The organism is Anaerobacillus sp. 63XJN7_5_ISO-PGPR-S23-430, from assembly GCF_056173695.1.
Genome location: NZ_CM149686.1, coordinates 1,798,993 through 1,825,590, shown reverse-complemented (window position 1 = coordinate 1,825,590; position 26,598 = coordinate 1,798,993). Strand labels below are relative to the sequence as shown.

27 protein-coding genes are annotated in these 26,598 nt (G+C 41.7%); 2 read left to right on the top strand and 25 right to left on the bottom strand.

The genetic code is table 11. The features are described 5' to 3' along the window. Window positions 1–30: 30 nt before the first annotated feature. From ffh to smc, 4 genes are all read right to left on the bottom strand, one after another. Window positions 31–1,380, bottom strand: a complete 1,350-nt coding sequence (gene ffh / locus AC0VYJ_RS09835) for a signal recognition particle protein (protein ID WP_194221401.1) — start codon at window positions 1,378–1,380, stop codon at window positions 31–33. Between the two features lie 12 nt (window positions 1,381–1,392). After that, window positions 1,393–1,722, bottom strand: a complete 330-nt coding sequence (locus AC0VYJ_RS09830) for a putative DNA-binding protein (RefSeq protein ID WP_194221400.1) — start codon at window positions 1,720–1,722, stop codon at window positions 1,393–1,395. A 101-nt stretch (window positions 1,723–1,823) separates the two neighbouring features. Further along, window positions 1,824–2,819 carry a signal recognition particle-docking protein FtsY gene (gene ftsY, locus AC0VYJ_RS09825; RefSeq protein ID WP_194221399.1) on the bottom strand — a complete coding sequence of 332 codons (996 nt, stop codon included), beginning with the start codon at window positions 2,817–2,819 and terminating at the stop codon, window positions 1,824–1,826. 18 nt (window positions 2,820–2,837) lie between these two features. After that, window positions 2,838–6,401, bottom strand: a complete 3,564-nt coding sequence (gene smc / locus AC0VYJ_RS09820; RefSeq protein WP_475367272.1) for a chromosome segregation protein SMC — start codon at window positions 6,399–6,401, stop codon at window positions 2,838–2,840. Between the two features lie 245 nt (window positions 6,402–6,646). Between smc and AC0VYJ_RS09815 the strand changes: the two genes are divergently transcribed. Next, the gene (locus AC0VYJ_RS09815) at window positions 6,647–6,871 is read left to right on the top strand and encodes a DUF1128 domain-containing protein (RefSeq protein WP_194221397.1); all 225 of its coding nucleotides are present in this window, start codon (window positions 6,647–6,649) and stop codon (window positions 6,869–6,871) included. 46 nt (window positions 6,872–6,917) lie between these two features. Here the strand turns inward: AC0VYJ_RS09815 and rnc are convergent, their stop codons facing one another. The 11 genes from rnc to AC0VYJ_RS09760 form a co-directional block, all read right to left on the bottom strand. Further along, window positions 6,918–7,709 (bottom strand): ribonuclease III, encoded by a 792-nt coding sequence (gene rnc / locus AC0VYJ_RS09810; protein ID WP_194221396.1) that lies wholly within the window; start codon window positions 7,707–7,709, stop codon window positions 6,918–6,920. A 115-nt stretch (window positions 7,710–7,824) separates the two neighbouring features. Beyond that, window positions 7,825–8,058, bottom strand: a complete 234-nt coding sequence (acpP, locus tag AC0VYJ_RS09805) for an acyl carrier protein (protein WP_048309824.1) — start codon at window positions 8,056–8,058, stop codon at window positions 7,825–7,827. Between the two features lie 67 nt (window positions 8,059–8,125). Further along, window positions 8,126–8,866, bottom strand: coding sequence for a 3-oxoacyl-[acyl-carrier-protein] reductase (fabG, locus tag AC0VYJ_RS09800; protein ID WP_475367271.1), 741 nt, complete (start codon window positions 8,864–8,866; stop codon window positions 8,126–8,128). Between the two features lie 3 nt (window positions 8,867–8,869). Next, complete coding sequence (gene fabD, locus AC0VYJ_RS09795) at window positions 8,870–9,811, bottom strand: ACP S-malonyltransferase (protein WP_430242719.1); 942 nt, start codon at window positions 9,809–9,811, stop codon at window positions 8,870–8,872. 2 nt (window positions 9,812–9,813) lie between these two features. Further along, entirely contained in the window at window positions 9,814–10,809 is a 996-nt protein-coding gene (gene plsX / locus AC0VYJ_RS09790; RefSeq protein WP_430242722.1) for a phosphate acyltransferase PlsX, read from the bottom strand. A gap of 17 nt (window positions 10,810–10,826) precedes the next feature. Further along, on the bottom strand, window positions 10,827–11,384 hold the full coding sequence (gene fapR, locus AC0VYJ_RS09785; RefSeq protein ID WP_430242724.1) for a transcription factor FapR: 558 nt from the start codon (window positions 11,382–11,384) through the stop codon (window positions 10,827–10,829). Window positions 11,385–11,506: 122 nt separating this feature from the next. Continuing rightward, window positions 11,507–13,537 (bottom strand): ATP-dependent DNA helicase RecG, encoded by a 2,031-nt coding sequence (gene recG / locus AC0VYJ_RS09780; protein ID WP_475367270.1) that lies wholly within the window; start codon window positions 13,535–13,537, stop codon window positions 11,507–11,509. A gap of 10 nt (window positions 13,538–13,547) precedes the next feature. Further along, window positions 13,548–14,435: an L-serine ammonia-lyase, iron-sulfur-dependent, subunit alpha gene (sdaAA, locus tag AC0VYJ_RS09775; RefSeq protein WP_194221390.1), complete on the bottom strand. Its 888-nt coding sequence runs from the start codon at window positions 14,433–14,435 to the stop codon at window positions 13,548–13,550. A 20-nt stretch (window positions 14,436–14,455) separates the two neighbouring features. Beyond that, window positions 14,456–15,118 carry an L-serine ammonia-lyase, iron-sulfur-dependent subunit beta gene (gene sdaAB, locus AC0VYJ_RS09770; RefSeq protein WP_194221389.1) on the bottom strand — a complete coding sequence of 221 codons (663 nt, stop codon included), beginning with the start codon at window positions 15,116–15,118 and terminating at the stop codon, window positions 14,456–14,458. A 107-nt stretch (window positions 15,119–15,225) separates the two neighbouring features. Next, window positions 15,226–16,902 carry a DAK2 domain-containing protein gene (locus AC0VYJ_RS09765; protein WP_475367269.1) on the bottom strand — a complete coding sequence of 559 codons (1,677 nt, stop codon included), beginning with the start codon at window positions 16,900–16,902 and terminating at the stop codon, window positions 15,226–15,228. A 22-nt stretch (window positions 16,903–16,924) separates the two neighbouring features. Beyond that, a complete protein-coding gene (locus AC0VYJ_RS09760; RefSeq protein WP_194221387.1) occupies window positions 16,925–17,290 on the bottom strand; it encodes an Asp23/Gls24 family envelope stress response protein in 366 nt (121 codons plus the stop codon). A gap of 396 nt (window positions 17,291–17,686) precedes the next feature. On the opposite strand from AC0VYJ_RS09760, the gene rpmB reads away from it, so the two are divergent. Beyond that, window positions 17,687–17,872, top strand: coding sequence for a 50S ribosomal protein L28 (gene rpmB / locus AC0VYJ_RS09755; RefSeq protein ID WP_098443343.1), 186 nt, complete (start codon window positions 17,687–17,689; stop codon window positions 17,870–17,872). A 47-nt stretch (window positions 17,873–17,919) separates the two neighbouring features. Here rpmB and spoVM read toward each other — a convergent pair whose 3' ends face one another. From spoVM to def, 10 genes are all read right to left on the bottom strand, one after another. Beyond that, entirely contained in the window at window positions 17,920–18,003 is an 84-nt protein-coding gene (gene spoVM / locus AC0VYJ_RS09750) for a stage V sporulation protein SpoVM (protein WP_048309835.1), read from the bottom strand. A 98-nt stretch (window positions 18,004–18,101) separates the two neighbouring features. Further along, window positions 18,102–18,758, bottom strand: coding sequence for a thiamine diphosphokinase (locus AC0VYJ_RS09745; protein ID WP_430242733.1), 657 nt, complete (start codon window positions 18,756–18,758; stop codon window positions 18,102–18,104). Then, window positions 18,755–19,306 (bottom strand): energy-coupled thiamine transporter ThiT, encoded by a 552-nt coding sequence (thiT, locus tag AC0VYJ_RS09740; RefSeq protein ID WP_226612808.1) that lies wholly within the window; start codon window positions 19,304–19,306, stop codon window positions 18,755–18,757. The genes AC0VYJ_RS09745 and thiT overlap by 4 nt, the downstream gene beginning before the upstream one ends. Window positions 19,307–19,380: 74 nt before the next feature. Then, window positions 19,381–20,028, bottom strand: a complete 648-nt coding sequence (gene rpe, locus AC0VYJ_RS09735; RefSeq protein ID WP_226612806.1) for a ribulose-phosphate 3-epimerase — start codon at window positions 20,026–20,028, stop codon at window positions 19,381–19,383. A gap of 2 nt (window positions 20,029–20,030) precedes the next feature. Beyond that, entirely contained in the window at window positions 20,031–20,918 is an 888-nt protein-coding gene (gene rsgA, locus AC0VYJ_RS09730) for a ribosome small subunit-dependent GTPase A (RefSeq protein ID WP_430242739.1), read from the bottom strand. 10 nt (window positions 20,919–20,928) lie between these two features. Next, on the bottom strand, window positions 20,929–23,007 hold the full coding sequence (pknB, locus tag AC0VYJ_RS09725) for a Stk1 family PASTA domain-containing Ser/Thr kinase (protein WP_475367268.1): 2,079 nt from the start codon (window positions 23,005–23,007) through the stop codon (window positions 20,929–20,931). Then, window positions 23,001–23,759, bottom strand: coding sequence for a Stp1/IreP family PP2C-type Ser/Thr phosphatase (locus tag AC0VYJ_RS09720; protein ID WP_430242744.1), 759 nt, complete (start codon window positions 23,757–23,759; stop codon window positions 23,001–23,003). The genes pknB and AC0VYJ_RS09720 overlap by 7 nt, the downstream gene beginning before the upstream one ends. Before the next feature lie 77 nt (window positions 23,760–23,836). Beyond that, window positions 23,837–25,171: a 16S rRNA (cytosine(967)-C(5))-methyltransferase RsmB gene (gene rsmB / locus AC0VYJ_RS09715; RefSeq protein ID WP_475367267.1), complete on the bottom strand. Its 1,335-nt coding sequence runs from the start codon at window positions 25,169–25,171 to the stop codon at window positions 23,837–23,839. Window position 25,172: 1 nt separating this feature from the next. Next, window positions 25,173–26,111, bottom strand: a complete 939-nt coding sequence (gene fmt, locus AC0VYJ_RS09710) for a methionyl-tRNA formyltransferase (RefSeq protein WP_475367266.1) — start codon at window positions 26,109–26,111, stop codon at window positions 25,173–25,175. 2 nt (window positions 26,112–26,113) lie between these two features. Then, window positions 26,114–26,590: a peptide deformylase gene (gene def / locus AC0VYJ_RS09705; protein ID WP_226612799.1), complete on the bottom strand. Its 477-nt coding sequence runs from the start codon at window positions 26,588–26,590 to the stop codon at window positions 26,114–26,116. Between the last annotated feature and the right edge of the window lie 8 nt (window positions 26,591–26,598).

The window sequence follows — 26,598 nt, the reverse complement described above, 5'->3', positions numbered from 1 at the left end:
ACTCTTGTAAAGAGAAAATTTACTTCATTTTTATTGCATGAATGGGAAATTCATGCCCTTACCTTTTTTCTTACCGCCTTTAGACATGTTGGTCATCTGTTTCATCATCTTCTTCATCTCGTCAAATTGTTTCAAGAGACGATTGACATCTTGCACAGATGTTCCACTACCGACGGCAATTCTTTTTTTGCGACTCGCATTGATGAGATCAGGCTCTTCTTTCTCGCGTGTTGTCATGGATTGAATAATGGCTTCAACTCGGCCAATTTGCTTCTCATCAACACTGACATTTTTCATGGCTTTTTTATTCATTCCAGGAATCATGTCCATCAATTCATCAAGCGGTCCCATGCTTCGAACCTGACCAAGCTGATCAAGGAAATCATCGAACGTAAAGCTCATCGTTCGCATCTTTTTCTCAAGTTCTTTTGCTTTGTCTTCATCTACTGAAGTCTGGGCTTTTTCAATGAGCGTTAAAACGTCTCCCATTCCGAGAATTCGCGATGCCATTCTCTCAGGATGAAACGGTTCAAGTGCATCGAGCTTCTCACCCATACCAGCAAACTTGATCGGTTTATCTGTTACAGACTTGATCGAAAGTGCAGCACCACCGCGCGTGTCACCATCAAGCTTTGTTAGAATGACACCTGTTATATCAAGCGCATCATTAAAGCTTTCGGCTACATTCACAGCGTCCTGTCCTGTCATCGAATCAACGACAAGGAAAACTTCGTCAGGCGTAACAGCTTCTTTAACATCTTTTAGCTCTTGCATTAGATTTTCATCAATATGCAATCGACCGGCTGTGTCAATAATGACATAGTCAAGATGCTCTTCTTTTGCTTTTTCGATTGCTTTAGTTGCAATCTCAACCGGACTAACCTGATCGCCCATCGAGAACACCGGCATACTAAGTTGTTTACCAAGCGTTTCAAGCTGGTTAATCGCAGCAGGACGATATATATCCGCCGCTACTAATAGTGGTTTACGGTTGTGGTTTTTACGTAAATGGTTTGCAAGCTTCCCGACAGTAGTCGTCTTACCTGCACCCTGTAGTCCGGCCATCATAATAACAGTCGGCGGGCGACTTGAAACAGCAATTTTGCTCTGTTCGCCACCCATTAGCGCTGTCAGCTCTTCATTAACGACTTTAATGACCTGCTGCCCTGGCGTCAGGCTTTTCATAACTTCCTGTCCGACGGCGCGCTCTTTGACCTTATTGATAAACTGTTTTACGACTTTAAAGTTAACATCGGCTTCAAGCAAGGCTAACCTTACTTCACGCATCATTTCTTTGACGTCAGCTTCCGTTACTTTCCCTTTACCGCGTATTTTCTGCAGGGTGTCTTGCAGTCGGTCGGCTAACCCTTCAAATGCCATGTTCGCCGCCTCCTAATCCAGTTTTTCAAGCGATGTAATCAACGGCAGCGCCTTCGAGTGTTCATTCTCACTCGCGATCGCTTCTCTAAGCTTTTCTAACAGCTCTTGCCTTTTGATATAACGCTCGAATAGCAACAGTTTTGCTTCATATTCTTCTATCATTTGTTCAGTTCGCTTAATGTTATCATAGACAGCCTGACGGCTAACTTGAAATTCTTCTGCGATTTCACCAAGTGAATAATCATCAAGGTAATACAATGCCATATAATTACGTTGTTTCGGTGTTAAAAGCGACTGATAAAAGTCGAATAACGAGTTAATTCTCATCGTTTTCTCTAGCATTGTTAACAGCCCCTTGTTAAGGTAATCACCTTTACGTTAATTATATTACTATGCGTCATTTTATTTGTCAAGATTTTTTCTTAACACAAATAATTTAGAATTTATTCTTCGTTTTCTTCCTCTTCTTCAATGATAGAGGAGAAGAGTCCGTATACGAATGTATCAGGATCAAACTCCTGCAAATCATCCATTTTCTCCCCTAGGCCTACGAGTTTAACAGGGATATCAAGTTCGTGTCGAATGGCAAGCACGATTCCACCTTTTGCTGTTCCATCAAGCTTGGTTAACGCAATGCCAGACACGTCTGTTGATTGTCCAAATTGCTTCGCCTGACTCATCGCATTCTGTCCTGTAGTAGCATCTAGAACGAGAATCACCTCATGTGGACCTGATGGCACTTCACGTTGAATCACACGTTTTACTTTTTCTAGCTCATTCATAAGGTTTACTTTGTTCTGAAGACGCCCCGCTGTATCACAAAGCAATATATCTGCGTTTCGTGATTTAGCAGATTGAACAGCATCGAATACAACTGCTGCTGGATCTGAGCCTGCTTGGTGTTTAATCACATCAACTTCAGCTCGTTCACCCCATACTTCTAATTGCTCAATTGCTCCTGCTCGGAACGTATCCCCCGCTGCAAGAACCACTTTCTTTCCTTCTTGTTTAAACTTATGTGCGAGCTTTCCAATAGTAGTTGTCTTTCCTACCCCATTAACTCCAACGAACAAGAAAACCGTTAAACCTTCTTCTTGTACATTAAGAGAGCCATCTTCATCAGACTTATGAAGAAGTTCTGCTAACTTTTCTGAAATAACGCTTTGCAGTTCCTTCGTATCTTTAATGTTACGCGTTCTCGCTTCATCTTTTAATACGTCAATGAGATCCATTACAGTCGCAACACCCACATCGGCACTGATAAGAAGCTCCTCTAGCTCTTCAAAAAAATCTTCATCAACTTTGCGATAGTTTTTTACGAGGTTATTCATTTTTGTTGAGAAAGACGTTCTTGTTTTCTCAAGACCGTCTTTAAATTTTCCGCTTACTTCATCTGTTTGTGTTGTGAACTTGTCTTTTAACTTTTTAAAAAAACTCACGTTTAATCCCCCTACTCATTATTGCGATATTAATTGCTTCGATTCTTCAAGTCTAACGGAAACGAGTCGGGATACACCTGACTCTTGCATTGTAACGCCATATAGAACATCAGACTCTTCCATTGTACCTTTTCTGTGTGTAATCACAATAAACTGCGTTTTTTCACTAAATTGCTTTAAATATTTCGCAAATCGATTGACGTTTGCATCGTCTAGCGCTGCTTCTACTTCATCCAGGACGCAAAACGGAACAGGTCGAACTTTTAAAATCGAGAATAAGAGAGCGATGGCCGTGAAAGCTCGTTCTCCTCCCGATAGAAGCGCTAAATGTTGAAGTTTCTTCCCTGGCGGTTGTGCTAATATATCCACGCCTGTTGAAAGAAGATTATCCGGATCTGTTAGTACGAGATCTGCTTTACCTCCACCAAACAATTCCTTAAAGACAATTTGGAACTGCGCTCGTATTTTAGTAAATGTATCTTCAAAGCGCTTTTTCATTTCTTGATCCATTTCCTCGATCACATCATACAATGTTTTTTTCGCTTGAAGAAGATCCGCTTGCTGTTCACTAAGAAACGTATAGCGATCATTCACTCGTTCATACTCATCTATCGCACCAAGATTAACGGTACCAAGCTCATCAATTTCTAGCTTAATGAGCTTTAGCTTACGCTTAGCATCTTCAGGTTCCAGTGTAAGAATGTGCTTTTCTTTCGCCGCTTCATAAGTCAGTCCATACTCTTCACTTAAAATAGCTAACCTGTTCTCAAGTTCTACATCAAGTCTGTTAATCCGCACCTCAACGGCCTGCATTAATCCTGAAAGCTGCTTTTCCTCTGCGATTAATAGATCGAGCTTGCTACTGACAGATTCAATCTCCTGTTGTAAAGATAACTTCACTTCACGTTCATTCTGTAGTGTTGTAAGAAGCTTCTCTTTCTCAGATCGGAATGAGACGATATTTTGGTCAAGCTTCTCCTCACCATTAGAATTGGAAGACATAGCTTCTGATAGGAGCGTAAATTCTTCGGTTGTTTCGGTTAGCTGAGCATTCGTTTCATTTTGTTCAGACGTTAAGCGGTCCAGCGTCTCTTTCTGATTCTGGAATGATTGCTGGTGCTCCGCCACTTTCACTTTAAGGTCTGTGATCTCAGTTTGTATTGTCTCACGAGACGTTTGCTGCGTTTGTTTCTTAGCAGTCAGGTTCTCGATCTTACCTTCAAGTTCTTCTGCTTGTTGAGTAATCACCTCAAGACTTTCGGTCAAATACACGTGCCGCTTCTGATGAGTTTCTACTTCCTCATCGATCGCTTTCTTCTCTCGATCGTACAGCTGCAGACGTTCGTTTGTGTTCCGTTCGTCTCCTTCAATTGCTCTCAAATCACCAAGAAGAGACTGTTCTTCAAGTCTAAGATTCTCTCCTCGTTCGCGCATTTTATCAAGGTTCTCTTCAAGATCCGCTAATATTGCTTTATCCTGCTTGATCTCCTGCTCGGCTACAGCGGTCTTCTTCTGCATATCGTCAAGCTTGTTGATCAGTAGTTCAAGATCTCGCTGACGACTTAGAAGCGATGATGATTTTTGCTTCACACTACCTCCGCTCATAGAGCCACCTGGATTAACAACATCACCTTCAAGGGTTACGACGCGCGTTCGATATTGCATGATTTTTGCAAGTTCGTTTGCACCCTTTAGGTCTTTAGCTACGAGAACAGAGCCTAATAAGTTCTCCATCACGGCCTGGTACTTCGGATCGTATGTGATGAGTTCGGAAGCCACGCCTACGAAAGCTTCATTTTCCTTAGCACGATCTAAATCATAGTTCGAAATTTTTCTTGATTTCACGACTGACAGCGGAAGGAAAGTGGCTCTTCCGGAACGGTTCTTCTTCAAGAATGAGATCGCCTGTCTTCCTGCAGCCTCATCACGAACAACGACATTCTGCATCGCACCGCCAAGGGCCGTTTCAAGCGCTGTTTCTACATCTTTAGGTACTGTTATTAGTTCCGCAACTGCCCCTTCAATCCCAGTAAGGTCTTCGCGAGCTTTGAGTACTTCTTTAACACCCTGGAAGAAACCAGCATAATCATCCTGCATTTCTTCTAACATTTCTTTCTTAGACTTGTATTGTTGAATATATTGATAAGCTTGATAAAGCTTAGATTCTTTCTCACCAAGCTCTTTCTTTTTCTCTTCCACGTCATGCTTGCTTTTATAGAACCGAGACACGTGAGCTTCAAGTAGCTTCTTGGATTCGGCTAATTTTGCAGAACGTTCCTCCTTCTTTTCGTCCACAGCGCTTCGTTCTTCAATGTATTTATGATTATCTCCATCCAGTCGCTCCTTACGCTGATTAAGAACAGAAAGCTGATCTTGAAGATAGCGGTTTTCGTTTCGAATCGACGCTTGTTCGTTAAGTAGCTCGAAGTAATCCGATTTCATACGATCAAGTTCTTGTTCAATGTCTTGCTCAATATCAGAAAGAAGCTCTGTTTCTTTTCTAAGACTGGCCTTTAAGTCACTTAATTCTTTCTTTTGCTGATCAAAGCGTTTATAGTGATGCTCAATTTCTTTCTCATAATAACTTTTTTTCTCTTGTAAAAACGTCATACGCTCACTCAAATTAGTGCGATTTTGATGCGCATTTTTTTTCCGTTCCTTAAGCACTTCTTTCTTTCCTTCAAGCTTCTCTAACTCTTCACTCGTATCAAGGAGCTGCTGCTGATAAGCTTCTAAATTACTCTCAGACTGATCAAGCTTTAATCTAATATTCGTTAGCTCTTCTTTCTTAACCTTAATGGAATCGCCGAGACTGCTTTCTCTCTCCTTTAACGAATCCAATTCAACTTTCTTTTGCTTCCATGATTGATGATACTCTTCAATTTCATGAACCGTTAGTGCCGCTTCAATCTTTTCCAAGTCTTCTCGCTTTTGCAAGTAATCTTTGGCGATCGATGCCTGCATGCGGAGTGGTTCAACTTGATCCTCCAGCTCATAAAGAATATCCTCGACGCGATGGAGGTTATCTTCTGTCTCTTTTAAACGAGTTTCCGCCTTCGTCTTGCGGGTTTTATATTTCAACACGCCCGCAGCTTCTTCAAAAATCTTGCGACGTTCTTCAGATTTGCTACTAAGAATCTCTTCAATTCTACCTTGACCAATAATGGAAAATGATTCTTTCCCTAGCCCAGAATCCATGAAGAGCTCAATGATATCTTTTAAACGACATGTCTGGTTATTTAATAAATACTCGCTATCTCCCGATCGATATACACGCCTCGTGACACTAACCTCATTATAGTCAATCGGTAGATATTGATTTGTATTATCAAGCGTAAGCGTTACTTCTGCTAAGTTGACCGCCTTTCTCGTATCGCTACCTGCGAAAATGATATCTTCCATTTTAGCGCCTCTAAGTGACTTGGCTGATTGTTCACCAAGTACCCAGCGAATGGCGTCATTTATATTACTTTTGCCGCTCCCGTTCGGGCCGACAACTGATGTTACTCCTGGGACAAACTCAACTGAAATACGATCGGCGAATGACTTAAAGCCGACTACATCTAATCGTTTGAGGAACATCATCTTTCCCCCTCATCTGTTTCATCTATGTATGCGAATCAAAACGTTTGGTTTACTTTCATCACTAACTGTCTTATTTTATCATAAAACAATGACCTCTACGATACTGAGCTGAGACATGTTACAATAAGGAAAACCCTAAAGCAAGACAATGATGCTCTCATTGTTACTTGATTGGGAAATGGTACATAGCATGGCGACATGTCGTCATTAATTAAGTCAAATGAATAAGGCAGGTGTTACGAATGGATCTTTCCATTAAATCAGAAGAAAATCTAGCTTTTATGGTTGAGAGCATTAAAGAAAAAATGCAGGTGATCAATTCTGGCATGATTAAGCCAGAATCATTCGATTTATCTTCTTATGAAGATATTCATGAAATCTATGTGATGTTAAACAAAAAACAATCACTTAGTGTTGCAGAAATGCAGGCAATCTTAGCTGAACTAGGCAAATTGCGCGCATCCTAAATCGTTAGTTAAAAGAGAATGAATCTAATGAAAAAGAATCCTGGGATCAGGATTCTTTTTCATTACGATCTTTTAAGTTTATAAGTGCTTTTTGAGCGGCCATTTGTTCGGCTTCTTTCTTTGAGCGTCCGACCCCAACACCAAGATCACTTCCATTTAACATAACTTTCGAGGAGAACTCTCTGTTATGTGCGGGTCCTTTTTCATCGGTAATAACGTAATCAATCACGCCAAGGCTTTCACGCTGAATAACTTCCTGAAGCTGGCTTTTATAATCCATCACATGAGAAAAAGCACCGGCGTTAATTTTGGGATAAACAAACTTCTCAAGAAATTCAAAGACGACTTCAAGACCTTGATCAAGATACAAAGCACAGACGAATGACTCGAATACATCAGCAAGAAGGGCAGGGCGCATTCTACCACCCGTCATCTCTTCTCCTTTGCCAAGAAGCACGAGATGTCCAAAATTCATGTCATTTGCAAACTGAACAAGTGATGGTTCACAAACAATTGCGGCTCTTAGCTTCGTTAGCTGGCCTTCACTCATATTCGGGTACTTTTCATATAAGTATCTTGATATCGTAAGCTCAAGTACGGCATCTCCAAGAAATTCAAGACGTTCATTATCCATCTGCGGATGCAGTCGATGCTCATTCACATAGGATGAATGGGTAAAAGCTTGAAAAAGAAGCTGTTCATTTTCGAACGATACACCAATTTCCTTTTGAAAAGCAGTGAATTGCGATCTGATTGCCTCTCCAACCACGAGTTGTCGTGAATGCTTAGGTTTGAAACGTCTGGCTCTCGTTTTTGGTGAATGTTTTGATTTGGACATAGATACCTCCACGACTTATCACTATCCTCTTTGTACTCTGGAGCTTTAATCATTAATAGGAATAAACCCCCAGGCTAGCGAGGTTTATTCCACAACTTCAGGGTGATCCTGAAGATTATTGATGGCTGTTTATGTAATCAATTACATCGCCAACTGTTACAATTTTCTCAGCATCTTCATCGGAAATTTCAAGATCAAATTCATCTTCAAGTTCCATGACTAATTCCACTACATCAAGGGAATCGGCACCAAGGTCGTCTTTGAAAGAAGCTTCTGGTTTAATTTCAGATTCTTCAACTCCAAGACGATCAACAATAATTTTTGTTACACGCTCTAGTGTATCTGCCATTAGACTCACCTCCCCTCAAGCTATTATAGGATATATAAAACAAAAAAACTAGATGTTGTTGAAAAAGTTACATGATCATGCCGCCGTCAATATGAAGCGTTTGACCTGTAATATAATTGGCATCGTCAGAAACGAGAAATTTCGTTGCTTTAGCGATGTCCTCAGCTGCACCGAGTCTTCCAAGTGGAATTTGACCTTTCATTCCGCTTTTCACTTCATCAGAAAGTTCGTCTGTCATATCAGTTTCGATGAAACCAGGCGCAAGAGCATTAACCGTAATGTTGCGACTAGCAAGCTCTTTAGCAGTTGTTTTCGTTAAACCGATCACGCCTGCTTTCGCTGCTACATAGTTAGCTTGACCTGCATTCCCAGCTACACCCACGACAGATGCTACGTTTACAATGCGACCGTAGCGCTGTTTCATCATTTGACGAGTAACGGACTTCGTACAGTTAAAGACACCTTTTAAGTTTGTGTCGATAACGGAATCCCACTCTTCTTCCTTCATGCGCATAATGAGATTATCACGTGTAATGCCGGCATTATTCACAAGCACCTCAAGACTTCCGAAAGTTGAAACAACTTCCTTAATCATGCCCTGAACTTCTTCCATGCTTGCTACGTTTGCTTTAATCGCAATCGCATTTCCACCAACTGCTTTAATTTCGTCTACAACGCTATTTGCTTTCGCTTCACTTCCTGCATAATTGACAGCTATGTTCATGCCCTCTTTAGCAAGCTCTAATGCAATTGCGCGTCCAATACCTCGGGAGGCTCCTGTTACTAGAGCCGTTTTATTTTCAGCCATCGTTTATTCCTCTCCTAACTTAGCAATGAGTTGATCGAGTTGTTCTGGAGTTCCGACTGCATGAACAGATGCACGACGGTTAACCTTTTTGACAAGACCGGAAAGGACATTACCTGGACCAATTTCAATAAACGTATCAACACCAAGGTCCATTAGTTTTCTTACCGTATCTTCCCATAGAACGGGTGAATAGATTTGCTCCAATAAGTGGTTCTGAATCTCTTCAGCAGAAGTAGATGGTTCAGCCGTAACGTTAGCAATGACTGGAATCGATGCATTCTTTATATCAATTGTTTCAAGTATGCCAGATAGCTGATCGGCAGCAGGCTTCATAAGACTAGAGTGGAACGGCCCACTTACTTGAAGTGGAATCACGCGCCTAGCGCCCTTCTCTTTTGCTACTTCTGAAGCTTTCTCAACACCCGCTTTTGCGCCTGAAATGACAATTTGTCCAGGACTATTTAGGTTTGCAAGCTGCACAGTATCAGTAGAAGCCGATACCTCGTCAACTACTTGTTGTAACTCTTCTCGCTCCATTCCCATAATCGCTGCCATTGCACCTTCACCTGAAGGAACTGCTTCTTCCATATAAAGCCCCCGGTTTCTAACCGCAAAAACGGCATCGGAAAAGGATAGAGCACCTGAAGCGACGAGGGCAGAATATTCCCCAAGACTATGACCAGCCGTATAATCAGCTGTAATACCTTTTTCGCGAAGAGCTTCAAGAACTGCTACGCTCGTTGTCACAAGAGCGGGCTGTGCATTTTCCGTTCTCGTTAGCGTCTCAATTGGACCGTTCATAATCAATTTAGTTAATTCAAAGTTTAAGCGATGATCCGCTTCTGTAAATACATCTTTTGATACAGAATAAGCTTCCATAAAATCCTGTCCCATCCCGACTGCCTGTGAACCTTGGCCCGGGAATAAAAAGGCTGTTTTACCCATAATTACTCTCCTTCCTCTTTAACAAGAGATGATTGAATGGCGGTCACAACATTTCCAGTGACCATCGTTCTAGCTTGCTTAATCGCACTGAAAACAGCTCTTCCATTAGAAGATCCATGCGCTTTAATCACAGGAGCGTTCAGACCAAATAAGCCTGCGCCACCGTACTCTGAATAATCTAGCTTCGTGCTTAAATTCTTCAGCTTCGGTTTTAATACTCCCGCTGCTAATTTACTTGTAAATGAGCTTGTAAGCTCTTCTTTTAGCATCTTAAACATTGTGAGAGCCGTTCCTTCAATCGTCTTTAATACTAGATTCCCTGAGAACCCATCACAGACGACAACATCCGCTTCATTACCAAGAATGTCCCTTGACTCTACGTTTCCAACAAAGTTCAATCCACTTTCTTGAAGCAGGGAAAACGCCTGTTTGCTTAGCTCATTCCCTTTACCTTCTTCTGTTCCAATGTTCAAAAGACCTATGCGAGGGTTCTCGATACCTCGCACTTTCTCTGCATAAACCGAGCCCATATGAGCATATTGGAGAAGGTGTTCTGGTTTCGCATCCATATTGGCGCCAACATCAAGTAGCACAAAACCAGCTTCGTCAATTGTTGGGAGCGTAGGAGCTAATCCTGGACGATCAATCCCCTTAATACGGCCAACGTAGAGCAATCCTGCTGCCATTAACGCACCAGTATTACCAGCTGATATAGCGGCATCTGCCCGACCTTCCTTTACTTCGTTCACGGCTAAAACCATCGAAGCGTTTTTCTTTCGTCGAACAGCTTTTACTGGTTGATCGTCTGATGAGATGTATTCTTCCGTATGTAATACCGTTATTCGATCCTTATTTCCTTTTAATAGCGGGTTGATTTTAGTTTCATCACCCACAATCGTTACTGACAAATCATTGAATGCCTCAATCGCTTCATATACACCATCTATAATGGCATCAGGTGCGTTGTCTCCACCCATTGCGTCAATTGCAAGTCTCATTTTCAAACAACTTCCCTTCAGGATTTAGTCGAGCGATACATGACAAATTCACCAGAAAAGACATTCTCATTCTGGACGAAGCTATTCACTTCAACCGTTGTCCGGTCTTTCCGTTGATCTGTCACTACAGCTTTCGCAACAACTCGCTCTCCTTCATTCACCTGACTTGAAAAGCGAATATTTGCTTTTGCTGTCAGTGCAAGCTCATCATCAATTATAGCAACAGCAAGTGAATTCGCCTGCGCAAAAAGGTGATGTCCTCTTGCGATTTTGTTTCTTGAAAAAACGTGTTCAGGGCGAATGTCCAATATGGAAATCGCACTTTCATCAAGCTGTAAATCGACCACCTGACCGATTACTTCATCAATCGGAAGTGCTTTCACCTCATCAAGCTGCTGTTGTGCTACATACTTAATTCGCTCTCTTAATTCTGGAATGGAGAGCTCAAGACGATCTAGTCTGATGGTTTGAATGCTTACATTAAATTTATCAGCAAGCTCCTCATCTGTGATAAAGGGAGTGCTCTCAATCGTATCCTTTAGCTGACTTTGCCGATCTTTCTTACTCCTCTTCATATACTACCGCCGCCTATCTAGCATTAATAAACGGATAAAGAGGATCAAGTTGATCCTCTTTATCTCAGTCTTATGACTAGGTCCTAAAAGGTAGTATATACCGAGCATGTTGATTATGCAAGCTAATCCAATTTTTCTCCACTTAAAACGCCCTGCTCTGTCAGATAGTCTCGTAAACTGCGGTATGTCCCATCTTCCCAAAATGCGGTGGACTCTACGAGAGCAGCTGCATCATTTCGAGCTACTTCTAGCACGCGATAATCATGCACCAGGTCGGCTACTTTAAATTCAGGCAAACCACTTTGTTTACGTCCAAAAAAGTCTCCAGGTCCTCGAAGTTCTAAATCACGCTGAGAAAGAACAAAGCCATCATTCGATTCTGTCATAATTTGCATTCGCTCTTTGCCTACTTCAGATTTCGGATCTGCTAGTAATATGCAATAAGATTGCTCACTTCCACGACCTACTCGACCTCTCAGTTGATGAAGTTGAGCAAGGCCAAATCGTTCTGCATCATAGATTACCATAATTGTCGCATTTGGGACGTTTACCCCAACCTCAACAACCGTTGTAGATACAAGAAGCTGGACGTCATTCGTACTGAATTCCTCCATTACGGCTTCCTTTTCATCTGAGCTTAGACGTCCATGCATTAAACCTACTTGATAGTCAGGCAATGCTGTTTGCATTTGAAAATGAACATCAATCGCATTTTGTACATCCAACTTCTCTGATTCTTCAATAAGCGGGCAGATCACATAGCCCTGTCTGCCTTGATCTAATTCTTTTTTCACAAAATCGATTACACGCGGTAGCATTCCTGGCTTTGCCCAATATGTCTCAATTGGTTTACGCCCTGCAGGCATTTCATCTATCGTCGAAACATCCATATCACCAAATACCGAAATAGCAAGCGTCCTTGGGATAGGTGTTGCCGTCATATAAAGAACATCCGGACTTAATCCCTTTTCTCTTAGCACTCTGCGCTGTCCTACTCCAAACCGATGCTGTTCATCCGTAATAACCAGGCCAAGATTTTGAAATACCACTTCATCTTGTATTAACGCATGTGTCCCAATTAATAGATCCACTTCTCCAACCGCGAGTCGTTCAAGTATCTCTCTACGCTTCTTACCTTTCACAGACCCAGTTAATAGTTCCACCTTTAGTCTGTTACCTAGGAGATCCTGAAATGATTCGTAATGCTGTTCTGCTAGAATTTCCGTCGGAACCATTAACGCCCCCTGGTGACCAGCTAAGTAAGATGCATATAAGCCAATAGCCGCTACTACAGTTTTACCAGAACCTACATCACCTTGGAGCAGGCGATTCATGCGATAGGAGCTTTCCATATCCTTCAATATCTCTCCTACTACGCGATTTTGTGCGCCTGTTAATGGAAAAGGAAGGCTTTGAACAAACTCCTCTAATTTTTCTTTTTCAAAAACTTGAGAAGCTCCTTCAGTGCTTTCACGTTCCCTTTTTCGGAAAATCTGCATTTTTAACTGAAATTGGAGTAGTTCTTCATAAACAAAACGACGTCTCGCTTGCTTAAGTCCTTCATGAGAAGGAGGCGAATGCATCATTAAGATGGCATCCTTCCTTGGCATCAACTTATACCTTTCAAGCATTTGAGGTGGAAGGTTTTCTTCAATTTGTTCTCCAAACTGATTCAAAGCAAGCTGGATATATCGCTTCATTGCCTTCACCGTCACGTCTCCACCTACAGGATAGATCGGCTCAATTGTACCGTCTGGGTTATGACTGGAGAACGTGATTTCATTTGCTGAAAGCGTCATTTTATGTTGATCCCATTTGCCAGTAACGGTAACAATCTGTCCTAACGTAAACTGCTTTTTTAGAAAAGCACGATTAAAAAAAACGGCTGTTATGAGGAATTTCCCTACTAACAGCCTTACGGACAATCGTGATTTTTTCTTTCCATAAAAGCGAACTACCGGTTCACTATGAACTTTCCCTTCAAGTGTAGCTCGCTCTTCATGTTTCACATCAGCGAGATCTTTCAACTCATAATCTTCATAGCGAAATGGAAAATATTCAATTAAATCTTGTATTCTGTTTATACCGATTGATGAAAGAGACGCTGCTTTCTCATCACCAATTCCTTTTATCTGTGTAATCCGATCGTCCATTGATCTTCACTCATTTCCTATCAAGGGATACTCCAAATATTTTCGCTTCTAACTCTCGGCCAGTTGGCGTTGCTGCAAGTCCTCCTTGAGCCGTTTCTCGAAGAGTAGAAGGCATAGATTGCCCAATTTTGTACATTGCATCAATCACTTCATCACAAGGAATGCGACTTGTAATGCCCGCAAGAGACATATCTGCTGCAACTAGTGCGTTGGAAGCGCCCATGGCATTTCGCTTAACGCAAGGAACCTCGACAAGTCCAGCTACAGGGTCACATACAAGACCAAGCATGTTCTTAAGTGCAATCGCAAACGCATGAGAAGATTGTTCAGGAGTACCACCCATTAATTCTACAATCGCTGCCGCAGCCATCCCAGTTGCTGATCCTACTTCAGCCTGACAGCCACCTGCAGCACCTGAAATGGAAGCATTATTAGCTACAACAAACCCAAATGCTCCTGAAGTAAAGAGGTATCTCACCATCTGCTCTTCTGTAGGATTCACTTTCTCCCGAATTGCGAAGAGTGTCCCAGGTACCACTCCTGCAGACCCTGCTGTTGGCGTCGCACAAATGGTTCCCATCGCTGCATTCACTTCATTCGTAGCGATCGCTTTACTTACCGCATCAAGCATTGTTTGTCCGGATAGTGAATTCCCTGTCTTCATATAATTTTGAAGCAGCACTGCATCTCCGCCAGTTAATCCTGAATGAGAGCGAACATCCTCATTAATTCCCCGTTCAACCGCTTGCTCCATAACAACAAGGTTATTTTTCATTTGAGCATAAACTTCTTCTCGGGTATTTCCTCTGAAGTCCATTTCCTGTTCAATCATAATTTCAGAAATTGGTTTATTTTTCGATTGCGCTAATTCTACTAGTTCTGCTACGTTACGAAACATACCCATTCCTCCTCTATATCTTAATCGCTAATTTTTGCGACTTGAATAATATTCGGTAACAACTCAACCTCATCTAATACAACTTGAGGGATATTTTGATCCACTTCAATCGTCATCAATGCTTCCTTGCCCTTTTCTTTTCGTGAAACGTTCATATGACCGATATTAATTTCATGCTTTGCTAACGTATTAGATACACCTGCAATGGCACCGAAACGATCATTATGGACTACAAGAATAGCTGGACTGTTCCCTGAAAGACCGAGCGCAAACCCATTTAACTCAATGACTTCAATTTTACCTCCACCTATCGAGATCCCGACAAGCTCAAGTTCACCCTTCTCATCAGTGAGATGAATTCGAGCAGTATTAGGGTGATCTGTTAAGGCATCCTCTTCAGTAAAACGAACTTTGATTTTCTTCTCTTTTGCAATTGTAAGCGCATTCACTATTCGCTCATCGTAAGTATCAAAATCAAGCACGCCACCGACTAGGGCAACATCCGTACCGTGTCCTTTGTACGTTCTTGCAAATGAACCATAAAGAGAAATTGTAATCGTCTTTGGCTCACGACCAAACAAATGTCTAGCAACTCGACCAATTCTTGCTGCTCCAGCCGTATGGGAGCTTGAAGGACCAATCATAACAGGACCAATAATGTCAAAAACACTGCGAAACTTCACATTGATGCCACCTTTCACCATATACACTTTATCTCACAAAAGATGTTCTTTACAGAAAAAGAAAACCTGGCTCAAGCCACGTTTCTTTTTCTGCAAATATGAAACATTTATTCCACTGCCATGATATAGCTATATATCGGCTGTTTACCTTCGTGAAGTTCTACTTCTACTTCATCAAACTGCTCTTCAATATAAGCAACAATACTTTCAGCTTCTTCTTGATCTGTATCTTCACCATATATGATCGTAACGATTTCATCATCTTCGGTAATCATAGAAGACAGAAGCGACTTCGCGACTTCAAGACGTTCCTTTTCAGAAACAATAATTTTGCCATCTGCGATTCCCATGAAATCATCCTTCGTAATATCGATACCATCAATCTTAGTATCTCTAACCGCAAACGTAACTTGTCCTGACTTAACAGCTGACAGGCTTTCTTTCATTGTTTCCGCATTAGCTTCAGGATCAACCGATGGATTGAAGCCAAGAAGACTAGAAATACCCTGAGGAACTGTTTTAGAAGGAATCACGATGACATTCTCATCTACAACTGAAGCTGCCTGCTGTGCAGTCATCACAATATTACTATTATTCGGTAAGATAATAATATTCTCAGCATAAACTTCTTCAATCGCTTTAATGATATCTTCAGTACTTGGGTTCATCGTCTGGCCACCTGGAATCACATAGTTCGCACCTAAGCTTTCAAACAAAGTAGCGATCCCGTCTCCCATGGAAACCGTAATAATTCCGTATTTTTTTCGTTCAGCCGGCTTCTCCTGCTTAACAGGCTCGGGGCGTTCTTCTTTTAAGATTGTAGAATGCTGCTCACGCATATTCTCAATCTTAATTTTAATTAAGCTCCCGTAATTCTGTGCATACGTCATAATATTTCCCGGGTACTCTGTATGCATATGTACTTTAACGAGATCTTCGTCAGATACAACCAAAAGCGAATCCCCATGTTTATCGAGTTCGTTTCGGAATGCTTCCTCATCATATGGCGATTTCGCAAGCTTCTCATTTTCGAATTGAACCATGAACTCTGTACAGTAACCAAATTCAATGTCTTCCGTTTTCATATGACCCTGCGCACTTTTGTGGTGCTCAGCTCTAACGAGTTCGTCCATTTTCTCTTGATCAACGGATGAATCGGGCGTTTCTTTTCCTTCTAGAACCGCTAGAAACCCTTCATAAATAAGTAAAAGTCCCTGGCCACCTGAGTCAACGACACCGACTTCTTTCAGAACTGGAAGAAGATCAGGAGTACGATTGAGGGATTCTTTCCCCTCTTTAACTACTACCTGCATTAATTCAACCACGTCTGATATTTTCTTTGAAGACTTCACTGCTTTTCGAGCAGCGTCTTTAGCTACTGTAAGAATTGTACCTTCCACTGGTTTCATAACGGCTTTATAGGCAGAATCCACCCCGTTTTCAAGAGCAGCGGCTAGTTCAACACTTGTGATCTCAGACTTTCCTTCGATCGATTTCGAAAATCCTCGAAATAGCTGAGAAAGAATTACGCCAGAGTTTCCCCGTGCGCCCATTAATAATCCTCTTGCAAAAAGAGATGCGACATCTCCTACTTTATCTGAGCTGCTCGATCTTACTTCAGCTGCTCCAGACGTAATTGTTAAGTTCATGTTTGTACCAGTATCTCCATCCGGCACTGGAAAAACATTAAGCGCATCTACCATCTTGGCATTCTTTGAAAGGTTGTTTGCTCCTTCAAGGACCATTTGCGCAAAACGCTTCCCATCAATCTTTTGAATCGTCACAGACTTTTCCTCCTAACTCCGTTTAAGGGTTCGTTACTCTAACCCCTTGGACGTATATGTTTACTGAATCAATTGATAGCCCAAGCATTTGATCAAGTTGATATTTCACTTTTGTTTGCACATTGTGGGCTACTTCAGAAATTTTAGTACCATAGCTCACGATAATATACATGTCAATGTTAAGGTCGTCGTCTTCTTCTTTGCGAACGACAATCCCTCTGCTAAAGTTATCTTTTCCCAATAGTTCTGTAATACCATCTTTCAATTGCTTTTGTGAAGCCATTCCAACGATACCATAACAATCAATCGCAGCGCCACCTGCAATCGCAGCGACTACTTCCGTCGAAATATCAATCTGTCCGTATTGGGTTTTCATTTCAATTGCCATTATATTTCCTCCCTTAGCGATTTGGGTACTGATCTTTTGACTACTTCTATCCTCGTATAGATTCTGTTCATAAAATAATGGCTGAGTTACTGAACGATGAGTAAAATGAGTGTTTCACGCAAATGAGCCAAAATCGAGAATTCAACACTATAAGCTTACATAGCCAAAATAATAAATAAAATAAATCCTATGCACAGCTACCGTTATTTTACTACACTATTAGTCATAATAAAAGTTCATCGTATAAAACCTCTAATATGATAAGCTTTTACTGTTAAGTTTTTTTCTTGATAAGACGTGTTAAACATCTTGCATTCACTACACCTACATGATACTATAGTGGAGGATTTATCCTGCACTTCTTGTGCAATGTAGGACAGTAAGGAGGTAGAAACAATGGCTAAATGTGCAATCACTGGACGCAAAACTTCGTTTGGTAACAAACGTTCTCACGCGTTGAATACAACTAAACGTAAATTTGGTGCTAACCTTCAAAAGGTACGCATCATGGTAGATGGTAAACCTAAGAAAGTTTATGTATCTGCTCGTGCTCTTAAATCAGGCAAAATCGAACGCGCATAGTAACATGCAAAAAAGCACCCAAACGGGTGCTTTTTTTTGTTTCTAAACTATTCATTTTTTTTGAAAGACCCTAGCACTGCTCTCACAAAACCACCGAGAAACTTTGGTAATTTAATCGTATAGAACTTCATATTTCCCCCTCCTCAGAAAGTCAAAGATGGACCCCAGGATGAACAATATGAGAATATAAGATGCATTACTATTATATTCGCCGAAATTAAAATAGTACCTAAACCTGCTCGGCGTCCGAACTTCTTACCACCAATAGTATGCCCTGATTAAATGAATAAGACCCATTTTCCTCGATCAGTTCATTGCTAATACATAAACTTGACCCCCATGAAATATGTCTATTCGTAAGGGGATAACGATATCCAATTAGCGTTAAGCCTTTGACTTCAGGAGTAAAGGAGAGAAAAGACATATAGGGAAAACGATGATCCTTTTGGACAGTATATGTGCCTGGCTCTTTCATTTCCATTCGATTTAATTTATCCTCAATGGCAAGCTTCACGTCTGACTTCACGCCCTTAATTAACATCTGAACGTTCATCCAGCTATGATCAAGCCTGCCACCTGTTACCCCAAACATTGTAACCTCTTCAGGACCTTCATCGATGGCCCAATCAAGAGCGATTTCTAAATCTGTGTGGTCCTTTTCAGAAGGATAGACGGTAAACGCTAAATCGTGTGACTCCATCCATTCTCTTTCTTCATTGGTTACCGAGTCAAAATCCCCAAATCCATGTTCAGGAATAATGTTATTTTTCAGAAGCGTATAGACGCCTCGGTCGACCCCAATCCACCTTACATTTCTTTCAGTCAGAAGATGGGTTGGAAGGTCTTCTTCCGGTCCTCCCGCAACAATATAAATAGGCTTCCTCATTGCTCATGCACCAGCTTAGGTGCTTGATGTGAGAGCAGAGCCAAGACGACAATTGATACAGCGGCAGTTGGTAACAAATAAGATGCATTATAAAGAAAGGAGTATAAGGCCACAGGGGTACCTTCTGGTGCCATTTCGCCGAACCAGATCACACCAGATATAAAATGACTCACAAGTCGAAGTAATGATCCGGTTAAACAGCCAAGAATGATCATTGTGATTCGCTTCCGTTTCGGCTCGTCAACTTTAACACTAAAAATCCCCGCCATACCGACAACCATAAATGCAATTGGATAATCTAGTAGAAATTGAATAGGATGCACATAAAAAGGCGGCACGATTAGAGGTTGTAAAATACCAACTAAAAGCCCTGTCGTTAAACCGGCACCAAGTCCTCTTCGATAAGCAATTAGAAAAATAGGTACCATAGCTAGCGACACAGAGCCGCCATTTGGCCAGAGCCTGAGTGATAATAAATCTAAAATCACTCCAACCGCAGCCATTAAAGCTATTTCTACAAGCAAAAGAAGTCGATTATCTTTCTTCATGAATCATAATTCCTCCATAACCTAAACTTTTGTATAAAGTCTTATTAAAAAACAGCGGGAGAAGCCCCGCTGTTTTATGATTGACGTATCTGATCAATGGCTGCTTTCCGATCAGATTGATTATAAATGGCTGAACCTGCTACGAGAACAGTGGCACCCGCTTCAATACATGCACGAGCCGTCTCCGCGTTCACACCACCGTCTACTTCGATTTCTGGAGCTACACCAAGAGAATCTGCTAGCTGCTTCGTTTCCGTAATCTTCGCAAGAACTCTCTCAATAAAAGCTTGACCTCCAAAGCCTGGATTGACCGTCATTAATAGGACTAGATCTACATCCTCAATCACGTGCTTAATGGAATCAACAGGCGTCGCAGGATTAATAACAACACCCGCCTTCACACCTTTACTTTTAATGAGCTGAATAGTGCGGTGGAGATGCGGACAAGCCTCTGCATGAACGGTCAAAATATCCGCTCCAGCTTCAGCAAACTCTTCGATATATTGGTCAGGATTTTCTATCATAAGATGAACATCAAGCGGTAGTGATGTCACTGGACGAAGAGCTCGTACGATTGGTGCACCAATCGTAATGTTCGGAACAAAATGACCGTCCATCACATCTACGTGAATATAGTCAGCACCAGCTGCTTCTACGTCTTTTACTTCTTCACCTAATCTGGCAAAGTCTGATGCCAAAATAGAAGGGGCGATTTTTATCATAATTAATACCTCCGTTTTTGGTCCTTAATTTCCTGGAAGAAAGAAGAATAATGGTCATAGCGATACGCTTGAATTTCTTCTTTTTCGACGGCTACTTTTACTGCACACCCCGGCTCTGATTGGTGGGTGCAAGCGCGAAATTTACACTCACTGCTTTTCATTCTGATCTCAGGGAAGTAGAGCCAAAGATCATCGGCTTCAATTCCTCTAAAATCCAATGAGCTAAATCCAGGAGTATCTGCAACAAGGCCTGAGCCGAAAGGAATAAGTTCTACATGTCGCGTCGTATGTTTTCCTCGACCAAGGTGAGTCGATATATCGCTTGTATCTAGTTCAAGGTCAGGATTAATAGCGTTTAATAAGGAAGACTTCCCTACTCCTGACTGTCCTGCAAACACCGTTACCTTTTCTTGGAAATAAGGCTCGATTTCTGAAACGCCTGAAAGGCTTTGAGCAGAAGAAACGATGACGTCATACCCAATCTCACGATAATCATCAGCATAGGCCATGATCTCACTTTCTTCCACCTCTGCAACCAAATCAATCTTAGTAATACAGATGATCGGCTGAATATCACTAGCTTCAATGTGCACAAGAAATTTATCAAGAAGCTGTGTGTTAAACGTAGGTTGTGTTGCTGAGAAAACAAGAAATGCCTGATCAACATTAGCAATAGGAGGTCGAACCAATTCGTTTTCTCTCTCCTTTATTTCCAATACATAGCCATCCGTTTTGTTCTCGGCTTCATACCTTACAAAATCACCAACAAGTGGCGTGATTTTTCGCTTCCGAAAATTCCCTCTTCCTCTGCACTGATAAATTTCCTTATTCTCTTCATCCTGCACGTAATAAAAGCCACTAAGCGCTTTAATTATTCTTCCATCTGCCATGTAGGACTCCTTACTCATTTTTTCCATATTTTTGTTTCGCTTCGTCATACGTAATGGTCTTTGAATTTCCCTTTTTTTCTTTCCCATCGACATATGTTTTATATGATGCTTCCTCACCGGGGTAAATGGTTAAATCAAACTTAATCTCTTTCGTTTCTGTGATCGTTTCAGAGATTTCTTCTCCTTCTGTCGTTGAATCCTTGTAGAGAATCTCAATTAAATGCTCTTCTCCCTTTTTCACATCGATTTTAAACGAATTTGGAACAACGATTGCCTCATCTTCCGGCGAAGGTTCCGGTTCCGGCTCCGGCTCTGGCTCTGGTTCCGGTTCTGGATCAGGCTCTGGTTCCGGTTCTGGATCAGGCTCGGGTTCTGGTTCGGGTTCTGGCTCAGGTTCTGGTTCTGGACCTTTTGATAAAGTAATTGTAATCTCATCTCCAGCTTTCACTTCCGCAGCAGTGCCTGGTGAATGAGAGACGACTTTACCTTCTTCAACAAGTTCACTAAATTCAGGGTCATTATAAGAGAGATTTAGCTTTTTATCATCTGCATAGCTTTCCACTTCTGCTTTTGTCTTTTCCTTTAAATCCTCTAATGGAAATGGTTCGGGCCCTAAACTATACCATATGATAATTCGATCTTCTGTTGGTAACACCAGCTTCCCAGCCTCAGGATTTTGATCATAGATCTCACCTTCAGGGTCATCTCGGTATTCACCTTCATACTTCACACCTTTAAAGCCTTGCTCTTTCAATAACGGTTCAACCTCATCTTTTGATCTACCGATAAAATCATCAAGCTCTGTTTTTTCAGCACCTTCACTGACATATAAAGTAACGGCGCTATCTTCCTTCACCATCGTACCTGATGTAGGATCCTGTTTAATAACATCGTCTTCCTCTACGTCTTCGCTAAATTGCTCTTCTTTTTTTACATCCAGCTTTTGTTCGATTAGGGCAGATCTTGCTTCTTCATAAGTCATTCCAGATACGTCAGGAACTTCCACATCACTTACTGAGAAGAGATCAGGGATAAAAGTAAATGCAAGCGCGGCTGCACCACCTAAGAGGAGGAGAATCACTAAAACAATAACAGCAATCTTACCGGCCTTCTTCTTCTTTTTAGGTGGCGGATCATCAGACTCTGTCTTTTGTACAGGTTCTTGAGGCCTTGTCTCCTGCATTTTGTCACCAAGGCGGCCAGGAGTAACTGGTGCCAACACTTTTGTAGCATCTGCATCATCCTGCTCAGGTGCTTTATCGTAAATTTTAGTTGGACTTAGCGACATCTCAAGCGCTTCATAAAGCTCTTCAGCGTTTTGGTAGCGTTGAACAGGATCTTTTGCCATAGCTTTCATAATAATATGTTCCACGTTTTTCGGAAGAGAAGTGTTAATTAGGCTTGGTTTAGGAAAACGATCTTGTAAGTGCTTTAGGGCAACAGATACGGGGGAATCACCCGAAAAGGGAAGAACACCCGTGACCATTTCATAAAGAACGACACCAAGAGAATAAATATCTGACCGTTCATTTGCTACAGCGCCACGCGCCTGCTCAGGTGAGAAGTAATGCACAGAACCAAGAACGGAGTTAGTATGCGTGATTGTTGCAGATGTCACGGCCATCGCAATTCCAAAATCCGTTACTTTTGCTTCTCCGTAGTCGTTTATTAGAATATTATGAGGTTTGATATCTCGATGGATGATGTGATTCTCATGTGCATGCTCAATTGCGGACGTCATTTGCTTCATAATATCAATGGCTTCCTCAATCGGCAGTGCTCCACGGTTGCGAATTTTTTGCTTAAGCGTTGTTCCCGGTACATATTCCATGACGATATAGTAGAAGTCTTCTTCCTCCCCTACATCATAGATGGAAACGATATTAGGATGAGCTAGACTCGTTGCAGATTCTGCTTCTCTTCGAAATCGCTTTATAAAATCATCATCTTGAGAAAATTCGGGCCGAAGCAGCTTGACAGCAACTGTACGATCCAAAATTAAATCTAAAGCTCGATAGACGATTGCCATTCCGCCGTCACCAATGACTTCAAGCAGTTTGTAACGTCCATTTATGTGCTTTCCTAGCATGAGCCTTCACTTCCAGAATTAGAGGAATTCTCAATAATCGCAACTGTGATATTATCTTCTCCGCCTGCTTCATTTGCTAAGCGAATGAGTTCTGTTCCCTTCTCATGAAGAGATCGGTCAGAGTTCATAACTTCCTCTAATTCACGATCAGAAACTTTGTTCGTTAAACCATCTGAGCAAAAAAGGGCTGATTGATTCTCATCCCATTCAAAGGTATGCACATCTACCTTAACGTTTTCATCTGTTCCAATCGCACGTAATAGTACATTTTTACGAGGATGATCTTCTGCTTCTTCTTCTGAGAGCTGACCACTTTTTACGAGTTCATTCACAAGTGAATGATCACTTGTTTTTTGATCAAGAACACGATCGCCGAATAAATATGCGCGGCTATCGCCTACATGACCAATTGTAATAAACTCATTCGTACACACAGCTGCTACAAGAGTCGTTCCCATTCCGGAATATTCAGGTTTTTCTTTAGAAAAAGCTAGGATTGTTTCATTCGCTTTACGAATGGTATGTAATAGCCATGCTTCCGCTCTTCCCGGGCGAAATCCAGCTTTCTCTTCTTCCCAACTCATCTCCATCGATTCAACTGCTAGAGCACTGGCAACGTCACCTGCCTGATGACCGCCCATCCCATCTGCAACAATTACAAGATACTCATTTAGACTATTGTGCACAACCTTCGTGCTATCTTCATTGTATGCCCTTACTTGTCCTTGATCAGTTAATGCTATTGCTTGCATGTGATTACCCCGTCTCCTCTTATCACAAGAATGCGGGAAGAATCGCCTATTACAAGACGATTCACCAGCACTCAGCATTATTTTTTAACTAAACACGCGATATAAAATCCATCCGTACCAAAATACTGTGGTAGTAGCTGTAGCTGTCCATCTTCACAATATGTTCTTACTTTTTCTGGTAAGCGGTTTGAGAATGATTCATCTAGTGAAAAATCAGGATGCTCTTCAAGGAACTGTTTTACCACTTCCTGGTTTTCTACACTTTCTATTGTACACGTACTGTAAACCAATTTTCCACCTGGTTTTAAAAGAGAAGCTTGAGAGGCAAGGATGCCTTTCTGAACACTTGTAATCCGCTCAATGTCATCTTCTTTCTTTGACCACTTAATGTCTGGTTTTCTTCTTAGCACTCCGAAGCCTGTGCACGGCGCATCAACAAGAATACGATCAAATGACTTTGCCTTGAAGCGATCTGCAACGTTTCTACTGTCGAGGGCTTCTGCTTCAATAGCGCGGAGATTAAGACGCTGTGCCTGTTTTTTAATTAATTTAACTTTATGAGGATGCAAATCAAGCGAATTCACATGTCCTGATCCATTTAATCTTTCTGCAATATGAGTAGATTTACCACCTGGTGCCGCACATGCGTCGAGGACTTTTTGACCTGGCTCAATTCCAAGCGCTCTTGCAACAAGCATCGAACTTTCATCTTGAATGGTTAAATCACCGCGCTTATACACTTCAGTATCAAGCACTTTCCCCTGGATCACCTTGATGGCATCTACTGAAAGACTACCTTCTACAGCTTCCACACCCTCTTTTTTCAAGTCTTCGATAACTTGATCAACAGAAGTTCGTACCATATTCACACGCGCTGTCACATATGGAGAAAGGAGATTTTCTTCACACATCGCCTCTGTCGATTCAACACCAAGCTGATCAATCCAGCGTTTGACGAGCCATAGCGGATGACTTTTCGCAATGGAAATGCGTTCCGCAACATCTTCAATATCTTCAGGATTCTTCAGTCCTTTTCTTTGGGTATTGCGAAGTACCCCATTCACCATTCCACTAATACCTTTGTGTCCACGTTTTTTTGCTATTTCAACTGCCTCATGGATGATGGCGCGATCTGGTACACGATCAAGATAAACCATTTGATAAAGAGAAAGTTGCAAGAGAGAAATGACCCACGTCTGGATTCTCTTACGATTTGTTAGAAAATCATCTAAGTAGAAATCCAGTGTATTCTTTCGCTGGATCGTACCGTATACGATTTCTGTTAATAAGCCTGTATCTTTCCGGCTTAGCTTATGCTTCTTAATCGTTTCATTCAGCAATAAATTGCTGTATGCCTGGTTTTTGTTAATCTTTTCAATTACATCAAGTGCTGCTTCTCTTACATTTGTCATACTATTCACCAAATCTCTCATTTTTCTCGAATGTTCTTGCTTGTAAATACTGTGCGGATGTCATACGTTTTTTGCCTGATGGTTGAATCTCCGTTAACTTGATTGCTGTTGAGTTGCCTGTTGCTACGACCGGACCATCTGCATCCGTATATAAAACAGAACCTGGATCTGCCTTCTCAGCACTCTCTACTTTCTCAGCCCACCAAATCTTCATCACTTTTCCATCATACTCTGTAAACGCGACTGGCCATGGATGCAATCCACGTACCTGGTTATAAATTTCTTCACCAGTCTTCGTCCAGTCGATCTTCTCCTGCTCTCGTTTAATGTTAGGGGCAAAAGTAGCCTCTTCATCGTTTTGCTTTACAGGAGTTAATTCACCGTTTAGAAGCTGTGGCAACGTTTCTTTCAAAAGCTCAGAGCCTGAAGCACTTAATTTATCATGAAGTGTTCCAGTATTGTCACGTTCTTCAATAGGGACAACGGACTGTGTTAGGATATCGCCTGCGTCCAATTTCTCAACCATATACATGATCGTAATGCCTGTTTCTTTTTTCCCCTGAAGGATGGAGTAATGAATCGGTGCGCCTCCGCGAAGCTCAGGTAGCAATGACGCATGAACATTAATACAACCGTACTTCGGAGCATCAAGCAGCTGTTTTGGTAGAATTTGTCCAAATGCAGCCGTTACAATCAAATCAGGTTCTAATTCTAGAATAGGCTGAAGCTGTGCAGGGTCTTTCACTTTCTCAGGTTGTAACACCGGAAGTCCATGCTTTTCTGCAGCCACCTTAACAGGAGGAGGTGTAAGCACTCTTTTTCTGCCTTTTGGACGATCTGGTTGTGTCACTACGCCAACAATGCTATAACCTTCCTCTACAAGCATATCAAGGACAGGAACTGAAAAATCCGGTGTACCCATAAATACAATTTTCGTCATCGTTACTCACTCTCTCCTTCCTGTTCAGGATCGACATACCGAATAACTTTCTCAGTAAAGAGCACGCCATGAAGATGGTCGATTTCATGCTGAATCGCTCTCGCAAAGAACCCCTCTGCTTTCAGTTTGAATTCACGTCCAAAACGATTTTGGGCTTTTAGTGTGATCGTATACGGGCGTTCTACTTCTCCAAACAGTCCAGGAAAACTTAAACAACCTTCAAGATCCACCTCTTTACCAGAAGCCTTCACGACCTTAGGATTGATTAATTCTAATGCTTCTTCTTCTCTCGTATCAACAACTGCGACTTGCTGTTTAATGCCAATTTGCGGAGCAGCTAGACCCACTCCATCTGCTTGATACATTGTCTCAAACATATCATCAAGCAACTGATGCAATTCTTTATCGAAATGCTCGACAGGCGCGCATTCCACTTCAAGCACCTCATTCGGGTGCAATACAATATCTCTAATAGCCACTCATATAC